This is a genomic window from Mesorhizobium sp. B2-9-1 (assembly GCF_006439455.1).
GTDB lineage: Bacteria > Pseudomonadota > Alphaproteobacteria > Rhizobiales > Rhizobiaceae > Mesorhizobium.
Genome location: NZ_VFTP01000001.1, coordinates 251,724 through 267,691 on the forward strand (window position 1 = coordinate 251,724; position 15,968 = coordinate 267,691).

Annotated in this window: 14 protein-coding genes and 2 tRNA genes; 2 read left to right on the forward strand and 14 right to left on the reverse strand. The window is 64.5% G+C overall.

Annotation, left to right across the window (positions count from 1 at the left end):
* Positions 1–42: 42 nt before the first annotated feature.
* From FJW05_RS01220 to FJW05_RS01240, 5 genes are all read right to left on the reverse strand, one after another.
* A complete protein-coding gene (locus FJW05_RS01220) occupies positions 43–1,665 on the reverse strand; it encodes a dipeptide ABC transporter ATP-binding protein (RefSeq protein WP_140627138.1) in 1,623 nt (540 codons plus the stop codon).
* Positions 1,662–2,531 (reverse strand): ABC transporter permease, encoded by an 870-nt coding sequence (locus FJW05_RS01225; protein ID WP_140627140.1) that lies wholly within the window; start codon positions 2,529–2,531, stop codon positions 1,662–1,664. Before FJW05_RS01225 ends, FJW05_RS01220 begins: the two co-directional genes overlap by 4 nt.
* Positions 2,528–3,577: an ABC transporter permease gene (locus FJW05_RS01230; RefSeq protein WP_246673163.1), complete on the reverse strand. Its 1,050-nt coding sequence runs from the start codon at positions 3,575–3,577 to the stop codon at positions 2,528–2,530. The genes FJW05_RS01225 and FJW05_RS01230 overlap by 4 nt, the downstream gene beginning before the upstream one ends.
* A 28-nt stretch (positions 3,578–3,605) precedes the next feature.
* Positions 3,606–5,087: an ABC transporter substrate-binding protein gene (locus FJW05_RS01235; RefSeq protein WP_140627142.1), complete on the reverse strand. Its 1,482-nt coding sequence runs from the start codon at positions 5,085–5,087 to the stop codon at positions 3,606–3,608.
* 115 nt (positions 5,088–5,202) lie between these two features.
* Positions 5,203–6,480 (reverse strand): acetylornithine deacetylase/succinyl-diaminopimelate desuccinylase family protein, encoded by a 1,278-nt coding sequence (locus FJW05_RS01240; RefSeq protein WP_140627144.1) that lies wholly within the window; start codon positions 6,478–6,480, stop codon positions 5,203–5,205.
* 261 nt (positions 6,481–6,741) lie between these two features.
* On the opposite strand from FJW05_RS01240, the gene FJW05_RS01245 reads away from it, so the two are divergent.
* Positions 6,742–7,173 (forward strand): L,D-transpeptidase, encoded by a 432-nt coding sequence (locus FJW05_RS01245; RefSeq protein WP_140627146.1) that lies wholly within the window; start codon positions 6,742–6,744, stop codon positions 7,171–7,173.
* Position 7,174: 1 nt separating this feature from the next.
* Here FJW05_RS01245 and FJW05_RS01250 read toward each other — a convergent pair whose 3' ends face one another.
* The 9 genes from FJW05_RS01250 to FJW05_RS01290 all read right to left on the reverse strand — a co-directional run bounded on the left by FJW05_RS01250 (position 7,175) and on the right by FJW05_RS01290 (position 14,804).
* Complete coding sequence (locus tag FJW05_RS01250) at positions 7,175–8,167, reverse strand: lipid A biosynthesis lauroyl acyltransferase (protein ID WP_140627148.1); 993 nt, start codon at positions 8,165–8,167, stop codon at positions 7,175–7,177.
* A 6-nt stretch (positions 8,168–8,173) separates the two neighbouring features.
* On the reverse strand, positions 8,174–9,202 hold the full coding sequence (locus FJW05_RS01255; protein ID WP_140627150.1) for a zinc-binding dehydrogenase: 1,029 nt from the start codon (positions 9,200–9,202) through the stop codon (positions 8,174–8,176).
* Positions 9,203–9,318: 116 nt separating this feature from the next.
* Complete coding sequence (locus FJW05_RS01260; RefSeq protein WP_140627151.1) at positions 9,319–10,590, reverse strand: beta-ketoacyl-ACP synthase; 1,272 nt, start codon at positions 10,588–10,590, stop codon at positions 9,319–9,321.
* A 77-nt stretch (positions 10,591–10,667) separates the two neighbouring features.
* A complete protein-coding gene (locus FJW05_RS01265; protein ID WP_140627153.1) occupies positions 10,668–11,855 on the reverse strand; it encodes a beta-ketoacyl-ACP synthase in 1,188 nt (395 codons plus the stop codon).
* A gap of 55 nt (positions 11,856–11,910) precedes the next feature.
* The gene (locus FJW05_RS01270; RefSeq protein WP_027167184.1) at positions 11,911–12,192 is read right to left on the reverse strand and encodes an acyl carrier protein; all 282 of its coding nucleotides are present in this window, start codon (positions 12,190–12,192) and stop codon (positions 11,911–11,913) included.
* 229 nt (positions 12,193–12,421) lie between these two features.
* Positions 12,422–13,564, reverse strand: coding sequence for a slipin family protein (locus FJW05_RS01275; protein WP_140627154.1), 1,143 nt, complete (start codon positions 13,562–13,564; stop codon positions 12,422–12,424).
* Positions 13,565–13,901: 337 nt separating this feature from the next.
* Positions 13,902–13,969 (reverse strand) — tRNA-Lys (locus tag FJW05_RS01280).
* Between the two features lie 5 nt (positions 13,970–13,974).
* Positions 13,975–14,045: transfer RNA gene (locus tag FJW05_RS01285), tRNA-Tyr, on the reverse strand.
* A 210-nt stretch (positions 14,046–14,255) separates the two neighbouring features.
* A complete protein-coding gene (locus tag FJW05_RS01290; RefSeq protein WP_140627156.1) occupies positions 14,256–14,804 on the reverse strand; it encodes a histidine phosphatase family protein in 549 nt (182 codons plus the stop codon).
* Between the two features lie 174 nt (positions 14,805–14,978).
* Between FJW05_RS01290 and FJW05_RS01295 the strand changes: the two genes are divergently transcribed.
* Positions 14,979–15,929 (forward strand): AEC family transporter, encoded by a 951-nt coding sequence (locus FJW05_RS01295; RefSeq protein WP_140627158.1) that lies wholly within the window; start codon positions 14,979–14,981, stop codon positions 15,927–15,929.
* Positions 15,930–15,968: the final 39 nt, after the last annotated feature.

Consider the following 15,968-nt stretch of genomic DNA (forward strand, 5'->3'; position numbering starts at 1 on the left):
CATAGCCTTCCGTCGGGAATTGCCTCAAACAAGGAAGCTGGCTCACCCCTGTTCCTGCATGCGCCGCGCGATGGCGCGGTGGAGGTCAGGCGCCGCCGCGACCAGCGCCTGCGCCGCTTCCGAGCGCGGATGGTCGAGCACTTCGGCCGCCCGGCCGCGTTCGACAATCTTGCCTTCATGCATGACCAGCACCTCGTCCGCCATGGCGCGGGCGACCGTCAGGTCATGGGTGATGAAGAGATAGGCGATGCCGAGCTTCTGGTTGAGCTCGGCGAAAAGGTCGAGGATCTGGGCGCGGATCGAGACGTCCAGCGCCGATACCGGCTCGTCGGCCACCACCAGCTTCGGACGGGTGATGATGGCGCGGGCGATCGACAGGCGCTGGCGCTGGCCGCCGGAGAATTCATGCGGGTATTTGTCCATGTCGCGCTGGCTAAGGCCGACTTCCTGCAGCGCATGCGCGACCATCTCGCGGCGCTCGGCCTTTGCCGGCTGCTTTTCCAGAAGATGCAGCGGCTCGGCCACCAGCTTCTCGACCTTCTGGCGCGGGTCGAAGGAACCGTAGGGATCCTGGAACACGACCTGCATGTCGCGTCGGGCCGGCTTCAGCGTCGACTCCGGCTTGCCGGTGATGGGCTCGCCGCGAAAGCGGATCGTGCCCGCCGTCGGCTTGTCCAAGGCGAGGATCATGCGGGCAAGCGTGGACTTGCCGCAGCCCGAGCGGCCGACGAGCGCCACCGATTGCGCGGGCTCGATGGTGAGCGAGACATCGTCGACGGCGCGGATCGGTTGCGCCGGTCGGAACAGCGATTTGCGCCGTCCCGGATAGTCCCGGCCGACGCCCTCGACTTCGAGCAGGGGTTTTGCCGATCCGGCAAGGTGCGGTTTCGGACGCGCCGGCACATGCATCGAGGCCAATGCCAGCTCGCGCGTATAGGGATGCTGTTGCTCCGACAAGGTCCGGGCGGTGTCGCCGGCTTCCATCACTTCGCCGTTGCGCAGGATGGTCAGGCGATCGGCCATCTCGGTCACCACGGCGAGGTCGTGCGAGATGAGCAGCAACCCCATGCGGTGCTCGCTGACCAGGTCGCGCAAAAGGTCGAGGATCTGCGCCTGCAGCACCACGTCGAGCGCCGTCGTCGGCTCGTCGGCGATCAGCAGCTTCGGCTTCAGCGCGCAGGCGATGGCGATGACGACGCGCTGGCGCTGGCCGCCCGATAGTTCGTGCGGATAGCGCGACAGCGGGAATTTGGCCTCGGGCAGGCCGACGCGGTCGAGGATTTTTCGTGCGCGCTCCTCGGCCTCGGCGCGGCCCGCCTTGGTGTGCCAGCGAATGCCCTCGGCGACCTGCTCGCCGATCGTCTTGACCGGGTTCAACGCTGTCATCGGCTCCTGGAAGACCATGCCGATATCGTCGCCGCGCAAGGCGCACATCTGGTCCTCGCTCGCGCCGAGGATGTCGATGCTGTCGAAGGCGACGCGGCCCTCGGCGCGGGCCAGATGCGGCAGCAGCCGCATGACTGTCAGCGCCGTCATCGACTTGCCGGAGCCGGATTCGCCGACCAGGCCGACGACCTCGCCCGGTGCGATCGTCAGCTCGACGCCTTTCAGGATCGGCGTATCGCCGATCGAAAGCGACAGGTTTTCGATCTCGAGCAGATTCATCTGCGCCGCCGCGATTTCGGATCGAGGATGTCGGCAATGCCGTCGCCGAGCAGGTTCAGCCCAAGCACGGTGATCACGATCGCCATGCCGGGGAAGATCGCCATCCAGGGCGCGATCACCATGCGCGTCTGCGCGTCGAACAGCATGCGGCCCCAGCTCGGCATCGGCGGCTGGGCGCCGAGGCCGACATAGGAGAGCCCGGCTTCGGCGAGGATGCCCAGCGCGAACTGGATCGTGCCCTGGACCAGCAGCAGCGTCGCGATGTTGGGCAGGACGTGCTCGACGGTGATCTGTGTCATGCCCTTGCCGGCGGCGCGCGCGGCAAGGATGAATTCGCGCGGCCAGATGGCTAAAGCGCCCGCGCGGGCGACACGCGCGAAGACAGGTATGTTGAAGATGCCGATGGCAATAATGGCATTGACGGCGCCCGGACCGAAGATCGCGGTGATCATGATTGCCGAAAGCAGCGCCGGAAAGGCGAAGACGAGATCGTTGAGGCGCATCAGCGCCTCGTCGACTATCCCGCCGCGCGCCGCGGCGACGGCGCCGAGCGGCACACCGATGCCCATGCCGATGCCGACCGCGACCAACGCCACGGCGATCGAGTTGCGGGCGCCAACCATGATCATCGACAGGATGTCGCGGCCGAAATGGTCGGTGCCGAACCAGTGCGCCCAAGAGGGCGGCTGCGTCTTGTCGGCGATCACCAACCTGCTGACGTCGTAAGGCGTCCAGACAAAGGAGAGGAGCGCGACGGCCACAACCAGCAGCGTGATGATCAAGCCGATCAGGAAGGAGCGGTTGCCGAAGGCCTTGGCCAGCACGCCGGCAAGCGTTTCTTCGGGCAGGTCGACGCGCAGAGTCATTGCCGGCCTCTCGAGCGGTTCCGCGTTTCGCGGAATCGCTGAACCGCTCTCAGTATTTGTTTTGGCGCAATTCCGGACGGAAAACCGCTACGCACTTTTCCTGGAATTGCTCTAAGCCGCGGGTCGACGATGGCGTAGGAGAAATCGACGATGAGGTTGATCAGGATCACGGCGGCGACCAACAGCATGACGATGCTCTCGACCACGATCAGGTCGCGCTGGGTGATCGCCTGAAAGATCAGCCGGCCGAGACCAGGCAGGTAAAAGACGTTCTCGATGATGATGGTGCCGGCAAGCAGGAAAGCGAATTGCAGGCCGAGGATGGTGAGCACCGGGATCATGGCGTTGCGCAGCGCGTGGCGCCAGAGCACGGTGCGATAGGGCAGGCCCTTGGCGCGCGCGGTGCGGATATAGTCCTCGTTGAGCACCTCGATCAGCGCCGAGCGGGCGACGCGTCCGAGGATCGCCGCCTGCGGCAGCGCGAGCGCGATGGCGGGCAGGAACAGCGATTTCAGCGCCGTCCAGATGCCGGCGCTCCAGCCGGGGAAACCGCCGGCGGGCACCAGCCGCAGCCATACGGCAAACAGATAGATCAGGATCAGCGCGAACCAGAAATTCGGCACGGCGACGCCGAGCTGGGCGGCACCCATGGCGAGCGTGTCGCCGGCACGGCCCTGGCGGCTGGCGGAGAACACGCCGACCGGAATGGCGATGATGGTCGAGAGCGCCAGCGCGATCAGCGCCAGCGGCAGGGAGACGACGACGCGTTCGCGCACCAGATCGATGACGGGCACCGAATAGGTGTAGGAGCGGCCGAAATCGAGGCTGAGCAAGCCTCCCGCCCAGTGGAGATAGCGCAGCACCAATGGCGCGTTCAGCCCCATCTGGTTGCGCAGCACCTCGACCTGGTCGGCGCTGGCATTGAGGCCCAGCATCAGGCGCGCCGGGTCGCCGGGCAGGATCTCCATGACCGCGAACACCACGATCGAGGCCAGCACCAGGGTGAGGGCGGCGATGATGATGCGTTTCAGGAGATAGGCGGTCATGGGAGGCGATCGGGCGATCGCGCCGGCCTCAATCCGTCCACTTCACCTTGGTCAGATCGTCAGCCTCGATCGGCCAGTTCGTCCACATGCCCTGCAGCTTGGCATCCCAGACGCCAATCTTGGGCAGCTCGAACAGGTAGACGGCGGGCACGTCGTGCGCGAGAATCCTCTGCGCCTCGCCCAGCAGCTCCAGCCTCTTGTCCTTGTCGACCGTGGTGCCGAGCTCCTTGATGACATCGTTGAACTTCGGATTGTCATACTGGAAATAGTAGCCGGGCCGCGAATAGATATCGATGTCGTTTGGCTCGACATGGGAAACAATCGTCAGGTCGTAGTCCTTGTTGGTGAAGACCTGGCTCAGCCACTCCGCCCATTCGACCGGAACGATCTGCAGATTGACCCCGATGTCCTTCAGTTGGGACTGAATCACCTGGCCGCCGTCGCGTGCGTAAGGTACGGGCGGCAGCTTGATCGTGGCCGAGAAGCCGTTCTCCAGCCCCGCTTCCTTCAGATACTCCTTGGCCCTGGCGATGTCGTGCGGATAGACGCCGGTGAGATCGACATAGCCCGCATCGGCTGGCGAGAAATGAGAGCCGATCGGCTTTCCTAGACCGTTCGAGGCCGCGGCGATGATGGCACTGCGATCGATCGCGGAGGCGAGCGCCTGCCGCACCGCGAGCTTGTCGAAGGGCGGCTTCTTGTTGTTGATCGACAGGATCGTCTCGCCCTCGGTCGAGCCGATCACGACGCTGAAGCGCGGATCGGACTGGACCTGCGCGAGCGCGTCTTGTGCGGGCATGTTGGCGAAAGCCTGGATATCGCCCGAGAGCAATGCGGGGACAGCCGCGGCCGCGTCCGGCACGATACGGAATGTCGCCTTGTCGAGCGCTGCGGGCGTACCCCAGTACTCCGGATTCTTGACCAGCGTGATCTCGGAACCCTTGGCCCAATGATCGAGCTTGAATGGACCGGTGCCGATCGGCTTGTCCTTGTTGCCGTCGGCCGACCCCTTCGCCACGATCACCGCTGCAACCTGGCCCATGTCGTTGAGGAAACTACCCTGCGGTCCGTCGAGACTGACCTTGACGGTCGCCGGATCGACCGCGGTGACATCGGTGATGTGCGCAAAGAGCTGCTTTTGCGGATTGAGCGAATCCCTGGCACGCGCTCGGTCCAGCGAGAATTTCACGTCGTCGGCGCTGAAGGCCGAGCCATCGTGGAACTTCACGCCGGAATGCAGCTTGAACGTGTAGACCTTGCCGTCGTCGGAGACGGCCCAGCTCTCGGCGAGACCGGGCTGAACCTGGCCGTCGTCGTCAATGCGCGTCAGCCCTTCAAAGACATTGGCATAGGTGACTTCGCCGATGGCCGCGGCCGCGCCGGCGGTCGGATCGAGATGCGGCGGCTCAAGCACGATGCCGAGCGTGAGGTCGGTGCGCGCGGCAAAGGCCGACGTGGCGGCGGCAAGCGACAGCACAGCCGCGGCCAGGATGGTCTTCCACAATTTCATCGCTGAACTCCCATTGCTCAAACGTGCTCAGGCTGGCGGATAGAAGCGTGATTTGGCCTGCGAGTAAATTGCGTTTCGTGCTGCCGGGCGGCGCCAGGCGGAATGTTTTTGCGGATCAGCCGGTTGTACCGCGCAAGAGCACATTGAGGCCGATCGCCATCACCTTGGCCGATTCCACCATGTCGGCGATGCCGACCCATTCGTCCGGCCGGTGGGCGAGGTCGAGAATGCCCGGGCCATAAGCGATGCAGTCATAGAGGTGGCCGATGCGCGCGACATGCTTCTGGTCGTAGGTGCCCGGCGAGATCACATAATCCGGTTCGCGGTCGAACACCGCCATGATGCCCTTCGCGACAGCCTTCACCACCGGCGCGTCGCGCTCGGTCATCAGCGGCAGCACCTCCATCAGATCGCGGATCTCGTAGTCGAATTTCTTGCGCTCGCGTTTCAGCCGTTCGAGGATGCCGGTGACTTCGCCTTTGACGGAGGCGATGTCCTCTTCGAGCAGAAAACGCCGGTCGATGGTGAGCCGGCACCAATCGGGCACGTTGGGCGAGGGAAGCCCCGGCCGGAAATCCTCGGTCTGGCCGCCATGAATGGAATTGATGTTCATGGTCGAGCGCCTGGCGCCTTCCGGCACCACCGGCATGCGCGTCATCTTGCGGTCGAGGGCCGGGAACAGCTCGTCCTCGAAGGCCTGCAGGACGGCGCCCATGTGGCGCACCGCATTGTCGCCGAGGAACGGCATCGAGCCATGCGCGATCTCGCCCTTGGTCTCGATCTCGGCCCACCACACGCCGCGATGGCCAAGGCAGATGCGATCCTTGTTCAGCGGCTCGGGGATGATGACGTGGTCGACTTTCGGCTTCGAGAAATAGCCGAGCCTCGCCAGATGGGCGACGCCGCCGAAGCCGCCCGATTCCTCGTCCGCCGTGCCCGATATCTCGATGGCGCCGGGGAAATCGGGATAGACTTCCACGAAGGCTTCGACGGCGATGACGGAGGCAGCCAGGCCGCCCTTCATGTCGCAGGCACCGCGCCCATAGACCTTGCCGTCCTTCACTACGCCGGCGAAGGGATCGACGGTCCAGCCGTCGCCGGCCTCAACCACGTCTATATGCGAGTTGAAATGCACACAGGGACCGGGTGAGCGGCCCTCGAAACGGGCAACGACGTTGACGCGCGGATAGCGGTCGTTGTCGCCGGGCGTGCCCTCGGCACGAATAAACTCGGTTTCGAAGCCGAGTTTCCTGAGACGCGCGCCGAGAAACTCGGCGCATGGCCGATAGGCTTCGCCCGGCGGGTTTACGGTCGGAAAGCGGATCAGGTCCGCGGTCAGCGCAACGAGGTCGTCGGTCCGGTCCTCGACCGCCTTGAGAAGTCGCTCATTCATCCGGCAGATTGAAGAAGGAACGCGGCGCTTTTGCAAGCGACCAGTCGCCCATTGCCACACAACGACCGAAGCATGGACCAACGCCTCGCCTAAACTTCAGAGGGTGCGTGGCGCGGCGGCAACTATACCGCGAAAATCGTTCAAATTCATTGGATTGGATAGGCGGTTTCGTCAAGGAGTGTGTGGTACTTAACGCATCTGCCGGCAAAAAGATGGAAGAACCGCGCGAATGGCAGGGGGCAATCAAAGGGGTTTGATCGCATGAAAAAGTTCGTTCTCACGGCAACCGTGCTGGCAACTGCGTTGTTCGGCATGTCCATCGCAAGTCGGGCGGCCACGCTAGTCGCCAATATCGACGTCTCCTCGCAGACCATGACCGTCAGCAAATACGGCCAGGTCGTCTATCGCTGGAGCGTGTCGACGGCGCGCAAGGGCTACTTCACGCCGCGCGGCAGCTACCGGCCGCAATGGACCGCCCGGATGTGGTATTCGCGCAAGTATGACAACTCGCCGATGCCCTATTCGGTGTTCTTCCACGGCGGCTACGCCATTCACGGCACCGGGTCGGTAAGAAATCTCGGGCGCCCGGCGTCGCATGGCTGCGTGCGCCTGCATCCGTCCAACGCCGCGACCTTCTATTCGATGGTCAAGGAAGTCGGTTTCGGCAACACACGGATCGTCGTCACCAACTGACCTAAAGGCCGGCTGCCGCCTTCGCCTGTCCGCGCTTGCGGCGACGGCCGCTGATTTCCCAGCGCTTGTGGAACCACATCCACTGGCCGGGATCCTCACGCACCCAGCGCTCGACCACATCGGTGAGCAGCTGGGTGGTGGCGCTGACGTCGACGCTACCGCCTTCGGTGCGCGGCAAGGTCAGCCTGTCCTCGATTTCCAGGCGGAAGCGGTTGCCCGGCAGCCTGACGCAGCGGGCGGGGTAGACATCGCAGTCGTAGTGGCGGGCCAGCATGCCGAGCATCGGGTTGCTCTGGCATGGGCGGCCGAAGAAAGTCGTCTCCACGCCGCCAGAGAATTTCTGATCGACAAGCACGCCGATATTGCCGCCCTTTTCGAGGATGGCGGCAAGGGCGAAGGACGCGCCGGCGGCGGAGGGCAGCAGGGCGCCCATCGAGGAGCGGCGCGTCGAGTGGATGTAATCGGCGAGATAGGGGTTGTTCGGCGGGCGAAACAGCGCCGTGATGTTCATGCCGAAGGTGGCCGCGGCCACCGGCAGCAACTCGAAATTGCCGAGATGGCCGGTGAACAGGATATGCGGCTTCGTCTCGCTGGCGATCTCGTGGAAATGCTCGACGCCGCCTACCTCGACCCGGCCCGGCTTCGAAGCGTTCGGATCGAAGTCGAACAGCGCGTCGAGGAAGATGTATTCGGCCGCGAGGCGGGCCATGTTGCCCCACATGTCGCGCGCAATGGCTTCGATCTCGGCGTCACTCTTTTGCGGATAGGCAAGGCGCAGATTGTTGACCGCAACGCGGTGGCGCCCGACCATCGGGCCGATGCGGCGGGCGACGCGGTCGGCGAAGTTGAGCGCGCTGTCCGGCGGCAGAAGGCGCAGCAGCGAGAGCAACACGATGGCGAGCTTGGCGACCAGCCAATGCTCCAGCTGGCGCAGCCGCCGGCCATAGCGGAACATGAAGTCCCGGCGGGCTTTCCTGAACACCTTGCCGACCATCCTGTCTTAGGAAACGCGCAGGATGATCTTGCCGAAGACGTCGCGGCCTTCCATGCGCTTCAGCGCGGCGTCGATGTCGTCGAAGCCGACTTCCGTGTCGATGACCGGGGCAACGAGGCCGGCCGCCATCTTCTGCATGGCGTTGGCCATGTTCTCCATGCGGCAGCCGAAGGAGCCGAGCAGCTTCAGCTGCTGCTGGAACAGCTGCATCAGGTTGACCTGCGTCGACACGCCCGAGGTCGAGCCGCAGGTGACGAGACGGCCGCCGCGCTTCAAGCACAGCATGGAACCGGCGAAGGTGTCGGCACCGACATGCTCGAACACCACGTCGACACCCTTCTTCCTGGTCAGCTTGCGCACAACGCCTTCGAAACGATCCTCGCGGTAGTTGATGACATGGTCGGCGCCAAGCGCCCTGGCCTTGTCGATCTTGTCGTTCGATCCGACCGTGGTGATGACCGTGCAACCCATCTTCTTGGCGAGCTGGATGGCAGCGGAGCCGATGCCGGAGCCGCCGGCATGGACGAGGACGGTTTCGCCCGGTTCCAGCTTCGCGTTGTCGAACAGCATGTGCTCGACCGTGCCGAAGGTGACGGGCGCGACCGCCGCGCCGATCTCGGTGACGCCGGGAGGCGCGGGCACCAGAAGACGCGCCGGCAGGTTGATCTTTTCCTGGGCAAAGCCGTCGAGATGGAAGCCATGGACGCCGGAAACATGCTCGCACAGATTGTCGCGGCCTTCGCGGCAGGCGCGGCAGAGCCCGCAGGTACGCGCGCCGTAGATCGACACCAATTGTCCCGGCAGGAGGTTGGAGACGCCCGGTCCAACCGCCTCGACCTCGCCGGCGGCTTCGGCGCCGACGACCAGCGGCAGCTTGCGCTTGGCAAACGCCATGCCGCGCCAGCCCCAGACGTCGATGTGGTTGAGCGCCACCGCCTTGATGCGGAGCGTCACTTCGCCCAGCGAAGGCGGCGGGGGAGGCGCCAGGTCCACCGTTTCAAGGCGGCGGTCCTCGATAAGTTGCAATGCGCGCATGTGGCCTGTCGGGTTCTGATCAAAAGCGCGTTTGCGCTTTAGTTCTTTGTTTTATGCATGTCGTCGCAAAAACCGATTTTACTTTTGCACGACATGCATTGGCGGAAAAAATCCGCTTAGACCGGTTCCCGCGCCATGACAAGGCAGGTGTTCTGGCCGCCGAAGCCGAAGGAATTCGACAAAACCGTGCCCACTTCGGCGTTGCGCTTCTTGTTCGGCACGACGTCGAGCACGATGGCCGGATCGGGATTGTCGTAATTGATCGTCGGCGGGATGACGCTTTCGCGCATGGTCATCAGCGAGAAGGCGGCCTCCACCGCGCCGGCGGCCGACAGGGTGTGGCCGATCATCGACTTGTTCGACGAGATCGGCATCGAGCCGATGCGCTCGCCGAAGACGGTGGACAGCGACAGGTGCTCCATCTTGTCGTTCTCGGGCGTCGAGGTGCCGTGCGCATTGACGTAGTCGATCTCGTCTTCGCCAAGGCCCGCATCGGCAAGAGCGGCGCGCACCGCCGCGATTGCCGGCGAGCCGTCGGGCTTGGAGCGAGTGCGGTGAAAATCGTCGGCCTTCTCGCCGCAGCCGCGCATGATGCCGAGGATCGCCGCGCCGCGCGCAAGGGCGCCTTCCAACGATTCCAGCACCAGCGCGCCGGAGCCTTCGGCCAGCACGAAGCCGTCGCGGTCCTTGGAGAAGGGCTTCGAGGCCTTTTCGGGAATATCATTGTGGGTGGAAAGGGCCGAGAGCAGCGAAAAGCGGATCAGCGCTTCGGCGGTGGCCGAGCCGTCGGCGCCGATCGACAGCGCCTTGTCGCACTCGCCGCGCCGGATCGCCTCGACCCCGAGCTGGATGGCGGTGGCGCCCGAGGCGCAGGCGGTCGACAGCGTGATCGGCAGGCCACGCGTGCCGAAGCGGTCGGCCAGGCGATCGGCGATCGAGCCGAACTGCGTGGTCTCGAAGACATCCAGCTCCTTCAGCCCGCGCGCCACGCGCAGCAACCTTTCTGCACCGGCGTCCTGCTTGTCGGAATTATAGAGCGAGAAGCGGTCGATCCAGTCGAGCTCGACCGGCGGCGAGGCCAGGAACAGCGGGCCGCCGAAATCGCCGGACTCCAAACCAGCTTCCGAGACGGCCTCCTGGGCCGCCGTCTCGGCCAGTTCGTAGGTGAGGTGGCTGGCGCCCTTCGAGCTCGACGGCAGGAAGTCGACCATGCCGGAAATGCGGGTGTTGAGGTGGTCGACCGGAAAGCGGGTAATCGGATGGATGCCGGATCTGCCTGAGGTCAGCGCCGCCCAGTTGTCGGCCTTGCCGACGCCGAGCGAGGTCACCACGCCGATACCGGTAACGGCGACGATCGGCCTGCCCATGTGGTCGCGAAGATTGGCCATTCTTTGTCTGCCTCGTTATCGAGCAATTCCAGGAAAAGTGTGTAGCGGTTTTCCGCCCGGAATTGCGAAAAACCGATCTAAGCGGCTTTAACCAGCCCCAGGCCCTCGAATTGGTGATAGCCGATTGCGGTTGCAAGGACGGAATTGGGGGCGCCTTCGAATGGGCGCTCCACCGTGGCATCGAAGGCAGGATAACCGGCCCCGCGGTCGACAGCCATTGCCGCGAGCGCAACCGCAAAGGGGAATTGAGCCTCCTTCATATGGCCGGTCAGCGTCGAGAAGGCGCGCACGGCCAAAGCCGGGTTGGCATCGAGAACGGCCTTTTCGGCCGCCGTCGCGGCGTGGGCGCCGGAGGCTGCGGAAATCGTGAGCAGATCGCCGTCGGGAAGGGCGGCCTGCTTCAGCAGCGCAGCAATCTCAGAATTCAACTCGCCTTGCCGGCGCCTGGCGCGGCCGGAGACGACGGGGCCAAGCTCGGCGTAGATCTTGCGGCCGCGGTTTTTTGCGTGCTCGCGCTGCTCGAGCACCAGGAAGGCGCCGCCGGAGCCCGTCACCACGCCGCCGCCTTCGGCGCCCTGGCGTTGCCAGACCGGCTTCCATGGGCCGCGATGCAGGTAGCCGGCAAGCTCGTAGCCGAGCAGCATGTCGGAATGCTCGGTCTGGAATGCGCCGCCGACCAGAACATGGGTCGACTGTCCCGAGCGGATGCGCGCCGCCGCCGTCTCGACGGCCGAGACGCCGGCGCCTTCCTCGCCCATGAAGGTGCGCGACGAACCGGTGACCTTGTGGACGATCGAGATGTTGCCGGCGAGCAGGTTAGAGAGCTGGGCCAGGAACAAAGTCGGCCGCAGTTCCGTGGTCAGCTTCTCGTTGAGCAGCACGTCGCGGTCGTTGCGGCTCTCGGAGGCAGCCAGGATCGCGGCATCGACGGCTTCGTCGCGCTCGCCGCCGCCGGCCGCCACCACCATGTCCATGGTGGCGCAAAGCTCGTCATTGCCCTTGATGCCGGCATCGTCGAGCGCCAGGCCGGCGGTGTAGGTGCCGAGACGCTGCCAGGTTTCCATCTGACGCTGGTCGCCGCGCTTGGCGATCTGCAGGTTCCAGTCGATCTCCGGCAAGGGATGGATGGTGTAGGGCGCAAAGCGCTCTGCCTCGAGCACCGGCTCAAGGCCCGGTCGGGTGAGCTTCTGCCAATGCGCATCAGGGCCCTCTCCAAGCGAAGAGACAAGGCCGATGCCGGTGATGACGACGTCGTGAGAGCTCATGGGCGGCTGTTGTGGGTCAGCTGGCGGGGCGCGTCAAGACCGCGCCCGCGCCGGCTCAGGCGGCCTTGGCCGCGACCAGCGCGTCGATCTTGGCGCACAGGTTCTTCATGACGAAGTAGTCGTCGGTCGAGGCCTTGCCGTCATTGACCTCCTGCGTCCACTTCTCGAGCGGCACCTTGATGCCGAATTCCTTGTCGATGGCAAAGACGATGTCGAGGAAATCGAGGCTGTCGATGCCGAGATCGTCGATCGTGTGGCTCTCGGGCGTGATGGTGTCGATATCGATCTCGCTGGTGTCGGCAATGATCTTGGCGACTTTCTCGAACGTGGTGGACAAGGGCTCTTCCTTCGGTTGCGGGCGGAATCTGTCCGCATCTTGTTTGGGCGCTGTCTAATCGGTTTTTCCCGGCAGGAAAAGGCCTGACGCGCCGGGGCAGATGGGATGTCGGCTTTGGGAACGCAAGAAGGGCCGCCGGCCTGCCCGGCGGCCCTTCCCATTTGACGTCGCGTCAGCCTTGTTTCGCATGCCGTCTTCCCAAAGCCGGAACCAGTTTGGGCGACATGCATCAGTCGCGGAGCTTGACCAGGTCGTTGAGCAACCCGCCCGTCCCGTTGTGGACGGTGAGCCGCTCGACCTTGCCGGCGATGGCCTCGAGAGCCTCGAGCTCCTTCAGTCGCAGCATCACCGGGTTCTCGGCCATCACCTTGGCCGTGTTGAGCAGCGAACGGGTGGCGTTCGTCTCCTCGCGGCGGCGGATGACGTTGGCCTCGGCCTGCTTCTCGGCCGAAACCACCTGGTTGAGGATCTCGCGCATGTCGCCCGGCAGGATCACATCCTTGAGAGCGATATCGCTGACCTCGACGCCGATCGCGGCCATGTCGTCGCGCACCTTGGCAGCCGCGTCGTCGTCGACCGTGACCTTCTTGTCGAGGATCTGGTCGAGCGTGAGCGCGCCAAGCGTCTTGCGGAAGGCATACTGCAGGGCGCGGTAGAGGGCTTCGGAGAAGTCCTTCACCGTGCTCACCGCCGTCACCGGATCGACGACCCGGTATTCGGCGGCGATGTTGACGCGGATCGTCACGCGATCCTTGGTCAGCACTTCCTGCCCGGCGACATCGAGCGACTGGCGCTTGACGTCGACGACCTTCACCTGGACCATGCGCCCGACATTCCAGAAGGCGTGCACACCCGCGGCAAGCGTGCGGGTGTAGACGCCATCCACGAACAGCAACCCGACCTGGCCGTCAACGACCGGATAGAGGAACACATGTTCCGTCTTCCGGGCCTGGCCGATCCGGCGCATCAAGGCCGGATCGACGGCGAGATCGGCCGCCGTGTCGACGGACGTGACCTTCCACGGGCCGGCTTCCGTCCACAGCACGAGCTTGCGATCCGGGTTGAGCACGGCATGCAAGGCGCCGTCGCGCTCGACGACGGCGACGTCGGTACGCCCGGTGCGGACGACGGTGAGGTGACGCGCGGCCACATCCGGGAGCTTGTCGAACAACGCCTTCTCGTAAGCCGAAACGAATTCCGGGTTCTTCAGGTCGTGCCGGGAGATTTCCAGGTTGGCGCGCCGGTTGGCGAGCCAATGCTCGCCCGGCATCAGGATCGCCTGGATCTCACCCTTGTAGAGGGCGACGGCACGTTCATTTTCCTTCACGAGGACGCGCTGGCGTCCAAGAAGCTTTTCGAGAATGGTCTTCATTGTCTTACTCCTGTCGGGCATGGCCCCATGCGAGGCGTCACGTCATGCGTCGATCGTCCTTTCGTTTCTCGTTTCACGTCGTCGTCTCCCGGGCACGAATGATCCGGGGACCGGTGGCATCGGCGCGTGGCGGGCCTTCGGGAGCGGATCGCGGGGCGGCGAAGCGGGCACCGGAAACCGAAGCTTCCTTTGCCGGCCGCGCCGCGCCTTGATCGTCACCGCGGGCCTGGCCGCGAGCCGATGGCGCAGGACATCGCCGCCCGGCGAGGCCGAAGCCTTGCCGTCCGTGAAGTCCCCGCATTCCGGTCCCCGGACCGTTTTCGGATGGCGTATCAGGCCAATGGAGAAGGATTCGAACCTTCGACAGTCAGATTAAAAGTCTGATGCTCTTCCAGCTGAGCTATCCGTGATGCAGATGACGGGACTCGAACCCACAACCTCCGGATTATGTCCGGCGCTCTCCCAGTTGAGCTACATCCGCGATCCCAATCCCCGAAACGGCGCCGTATACAGGGCGGCAAAGCCGCCTGCACGGGCGGAGACGAAAGCTCCAACCGTTGTGCTCGCTTCGGTTTTCGTGACCGGGAGCGCGCCTATAGACCCTGCGACGGGTTGTCGCAAGCGGCATTGTCGCGGCGGATTTGCGGCTTCTTCCAGGAGTTGTATTTCGGCAACACTAGCCGGCGACGCCTTAGAAGGTGACCCGTCCCAGCACCTTGAGACCATCACCGTCCGGCGCCACCACCACGGCCTCGCCCTCGCGCGGCGCGACGCCGGTGAGCGCCTCGATGTTTTCCACATGCGTGACCAGGACCAGATTGTCGGAGCCGGAATAGCCGCGGATCTCCTTGATGATCGCGGCCTTCTGAGCAGCCTTTTCGGCCGGGTCGGTTTTGAGCAGATCGAGCGGCGCGAAGGGCTGCGGCTCGGATTCGAAAGCGATGCGGGCAGTATCGAGGCAGCGGCAGTAGCGGCTGGAGAGCACGTGATCGATCGGCGCCGAGCGCGCCGCGAACAGCGCGCCGATGCGGCTTGCCTGCTGCTTGCCGCGCTCCGACAGGTTGAGCTGCGTGGCGCAATTGCCGATGTCGAAATTGGCCGGGTCGGCAGCTCCGGTGACGAAGGCGTGGCGAAGCAGCACGACGCGGCCGCCGTCGCGCAGCAGCGCCCACCCCGCGTCGGTCGCGTGGGCCAGGGTGGGAACGGCAAGCAGGAAGAGCGCCAGGGCAAGTCGCAGCATCGGAAGTCCTATGGCAGCCCGCAAAGGCAAGGTCGTGATTGGCATATAGGGACCGCAAAGCAGGCTGAAAGACAAGCAGCGAGGCAGCAGAGCAAATGGAGCGCCGTTCCGTTTGAAGCGATTGCACTGCAGTCAGGGCTCGCCTATCACGGGAAAAATGTCTCCGCCCAAGAAATGACTCCGCTCACTGAAACCGTTCTCTTCGTCTTCAGCCTTGTGGCGCTCGGCTATCTGGCCGGGCTCACCGGCTATCTGAAGCCGGCGAGCGGGGAGGGCATTTCCGAATTCGCCATTAGCGTGGCGATGCCGCTGCTGCTCTTCCGGACCATGGTCAAATCGGATTTCCATGGCGTAACGCCCTGGTCGCTGTGGGGCGCCTATTTTGCGGCCGCGGCAATCACCTGGGCCACGGGCCATCTGATGATGACGCGCGTTTTCAAGCGAGATGCACGCGCGGGCATCGTCGGCGGCGTGTCCTCGGCCTATTCAAATGTCGTGCTGCTCGGCGCGCCCTTCGTCCTCGGCATATTCGGCGCCAGCGGCTTCGAGGTGCTGTCGCTGCTGGTCTCGGTCCACCTGCCGATCATGATGATGGCCTCGATAGTGCTGTTCGAGATGTTCGGGCGCGGCAGCGGCGAGACGGTGCATCCGCTGTGCGTCGTCAAAAACTTCCTCAGGCGCCTGTTCCTCAATCCGCTGATCATCGGCATCCTGGTGGGGCTCGCATGGCGCCTCACCGGCGCGCCGCTGCCGGATCTCGTCGAAAGGTTGGTCAATACGCTCGCCGATACGGCCGGTCCGGTGGCGCTGTTCGCCATGGGGCTCAGCCTGCGCCGTTTCGGCATCTCCGGCAATATCAGGCCGGCGCTGGCGCTGTCGGTGCTGAAACTGTTCGTGATGCCGGCGCTCGTTCTGGTCTTCGTCTGGCTGCTCGGCCTGCCGCCGCTGACGGCCAAGGTCGCGGTGGTGGTTGCGGCACTCCCTTCGGGCATCAATTCCTATCTGATCGCAGTCCAGTTCAACACCGGCCAGGCGCTGGCCTCGAACCAGATGACGCTTGCCACCGCCAGCGCGGTGGTGACCACCTCGTTCTGGCTGACGGTGGTGATCCACGTCTTCGGATAAGGGATGTCGTTATTCAGGTGAGGCCGGCCTGCAAACACC

What these genes read in the sequence shown, in the direction of transcription:
- FJW05_RS01230 (WP_246673163.1), bottom strand. Translation starts at nt 3,577, where the DNA reads ATGACCGCCTATCTCCTGAAACGCATCATCATCGCCGCCCTCACCCTG.
- FJW05_RS01220 (WP_140627138.1), bottom strand. Translation starts at nt 1,665, where the DNA reads ATGAATCTGCTCGAGATCGAAAACCTGTCGCTTTCGATCGGCGATACG.
- FJW05_RS01295 (WP_140627158.1), top strand. Translation starts at nt 14,979, where the DNA reads ATGACTCCGCTCACTGAAACCGTTCTCTTCGTCTTCAGCCTTGTGGCG.
- FJW05_RS01290 (WP_140627156.1), bottom strand. Translation starts at nt 14,804, where the DNA reads ATGCTGCGACTTGCCCTGGCGCTCTTCCTGCTTGCCGTTCCCACCCTG.
- FJW05_RS01265 (WP_140627153.1), bottom strand. Translation starts at nt 11,855, where the DNA reads ATGAGCTCTCACGACGTCGTCATCACCGGCATCGGCCTTGTCTCTTCG.
- FJW05_RS01255 (WP_140627150.1), bottom strand. Translation starts at nt 9,202, where the DNA reads ATGCGCGCATTGCAACTTATCGAGGACCGCCGCCTTGAAACGGTGGAC.
- FJW05_RS01225 (WP_140627140.1), bottom strand. Translation starts at nt 2,531, where the DNA reads ATGACTCTGCGCGTCGACCTGCCCGAAGAAACGCTTGCCGGCGTGCTG.
- FJW05_RS01245 (WP_140627146.1), top strand. Translation starts at nt 6,742, where the DNA reads ATGAAAAAGTTCGTTCTCACGGCAACCGTGCTGGCAACTGCGTTGTTC.
- FJW05_RS01260 (WP_140627151.1), bottom strand. Translation starts at nt 10,590, where the DNA reads ATGGCCAATCTTCGCGACCACATGGGCAGGCCGATCGTCGCCGTTACC.
- FJW05_RS01235 (WP_140627142.1), bottom strand. Translation starts at nt 5,087, where the DNA reads ATGAAATTGTGGAAGACCATCCTGGCCGCGGCTGTGCTGTCGCTTGCC.
- FJW05_RS01275 (WP_140627154.1), bottom strand. Translation starts at nt 13,564, where the DNA reads ATGAAGACCATTCTCGAAAAGCTTCTTGGACGCCAGCGCGTCCTCGTG.
- FJW05_RS01250 (WP_140627148.1), bottom strand. Translation starts at nt 8,167, where the DNA reads ATGGTCGGCAAGGTGTTCAGGAAAGCCCGCCGGGACTTCATGTTCCGC.
- FJW05_RS01240 (WP_140627144.1), bottom strand. Translation starts at nt 6,480, where the DNA reads ATGAATGAGCGACTTCTCAAGGCGGTCGAGGACCGGACCGACGACCTC.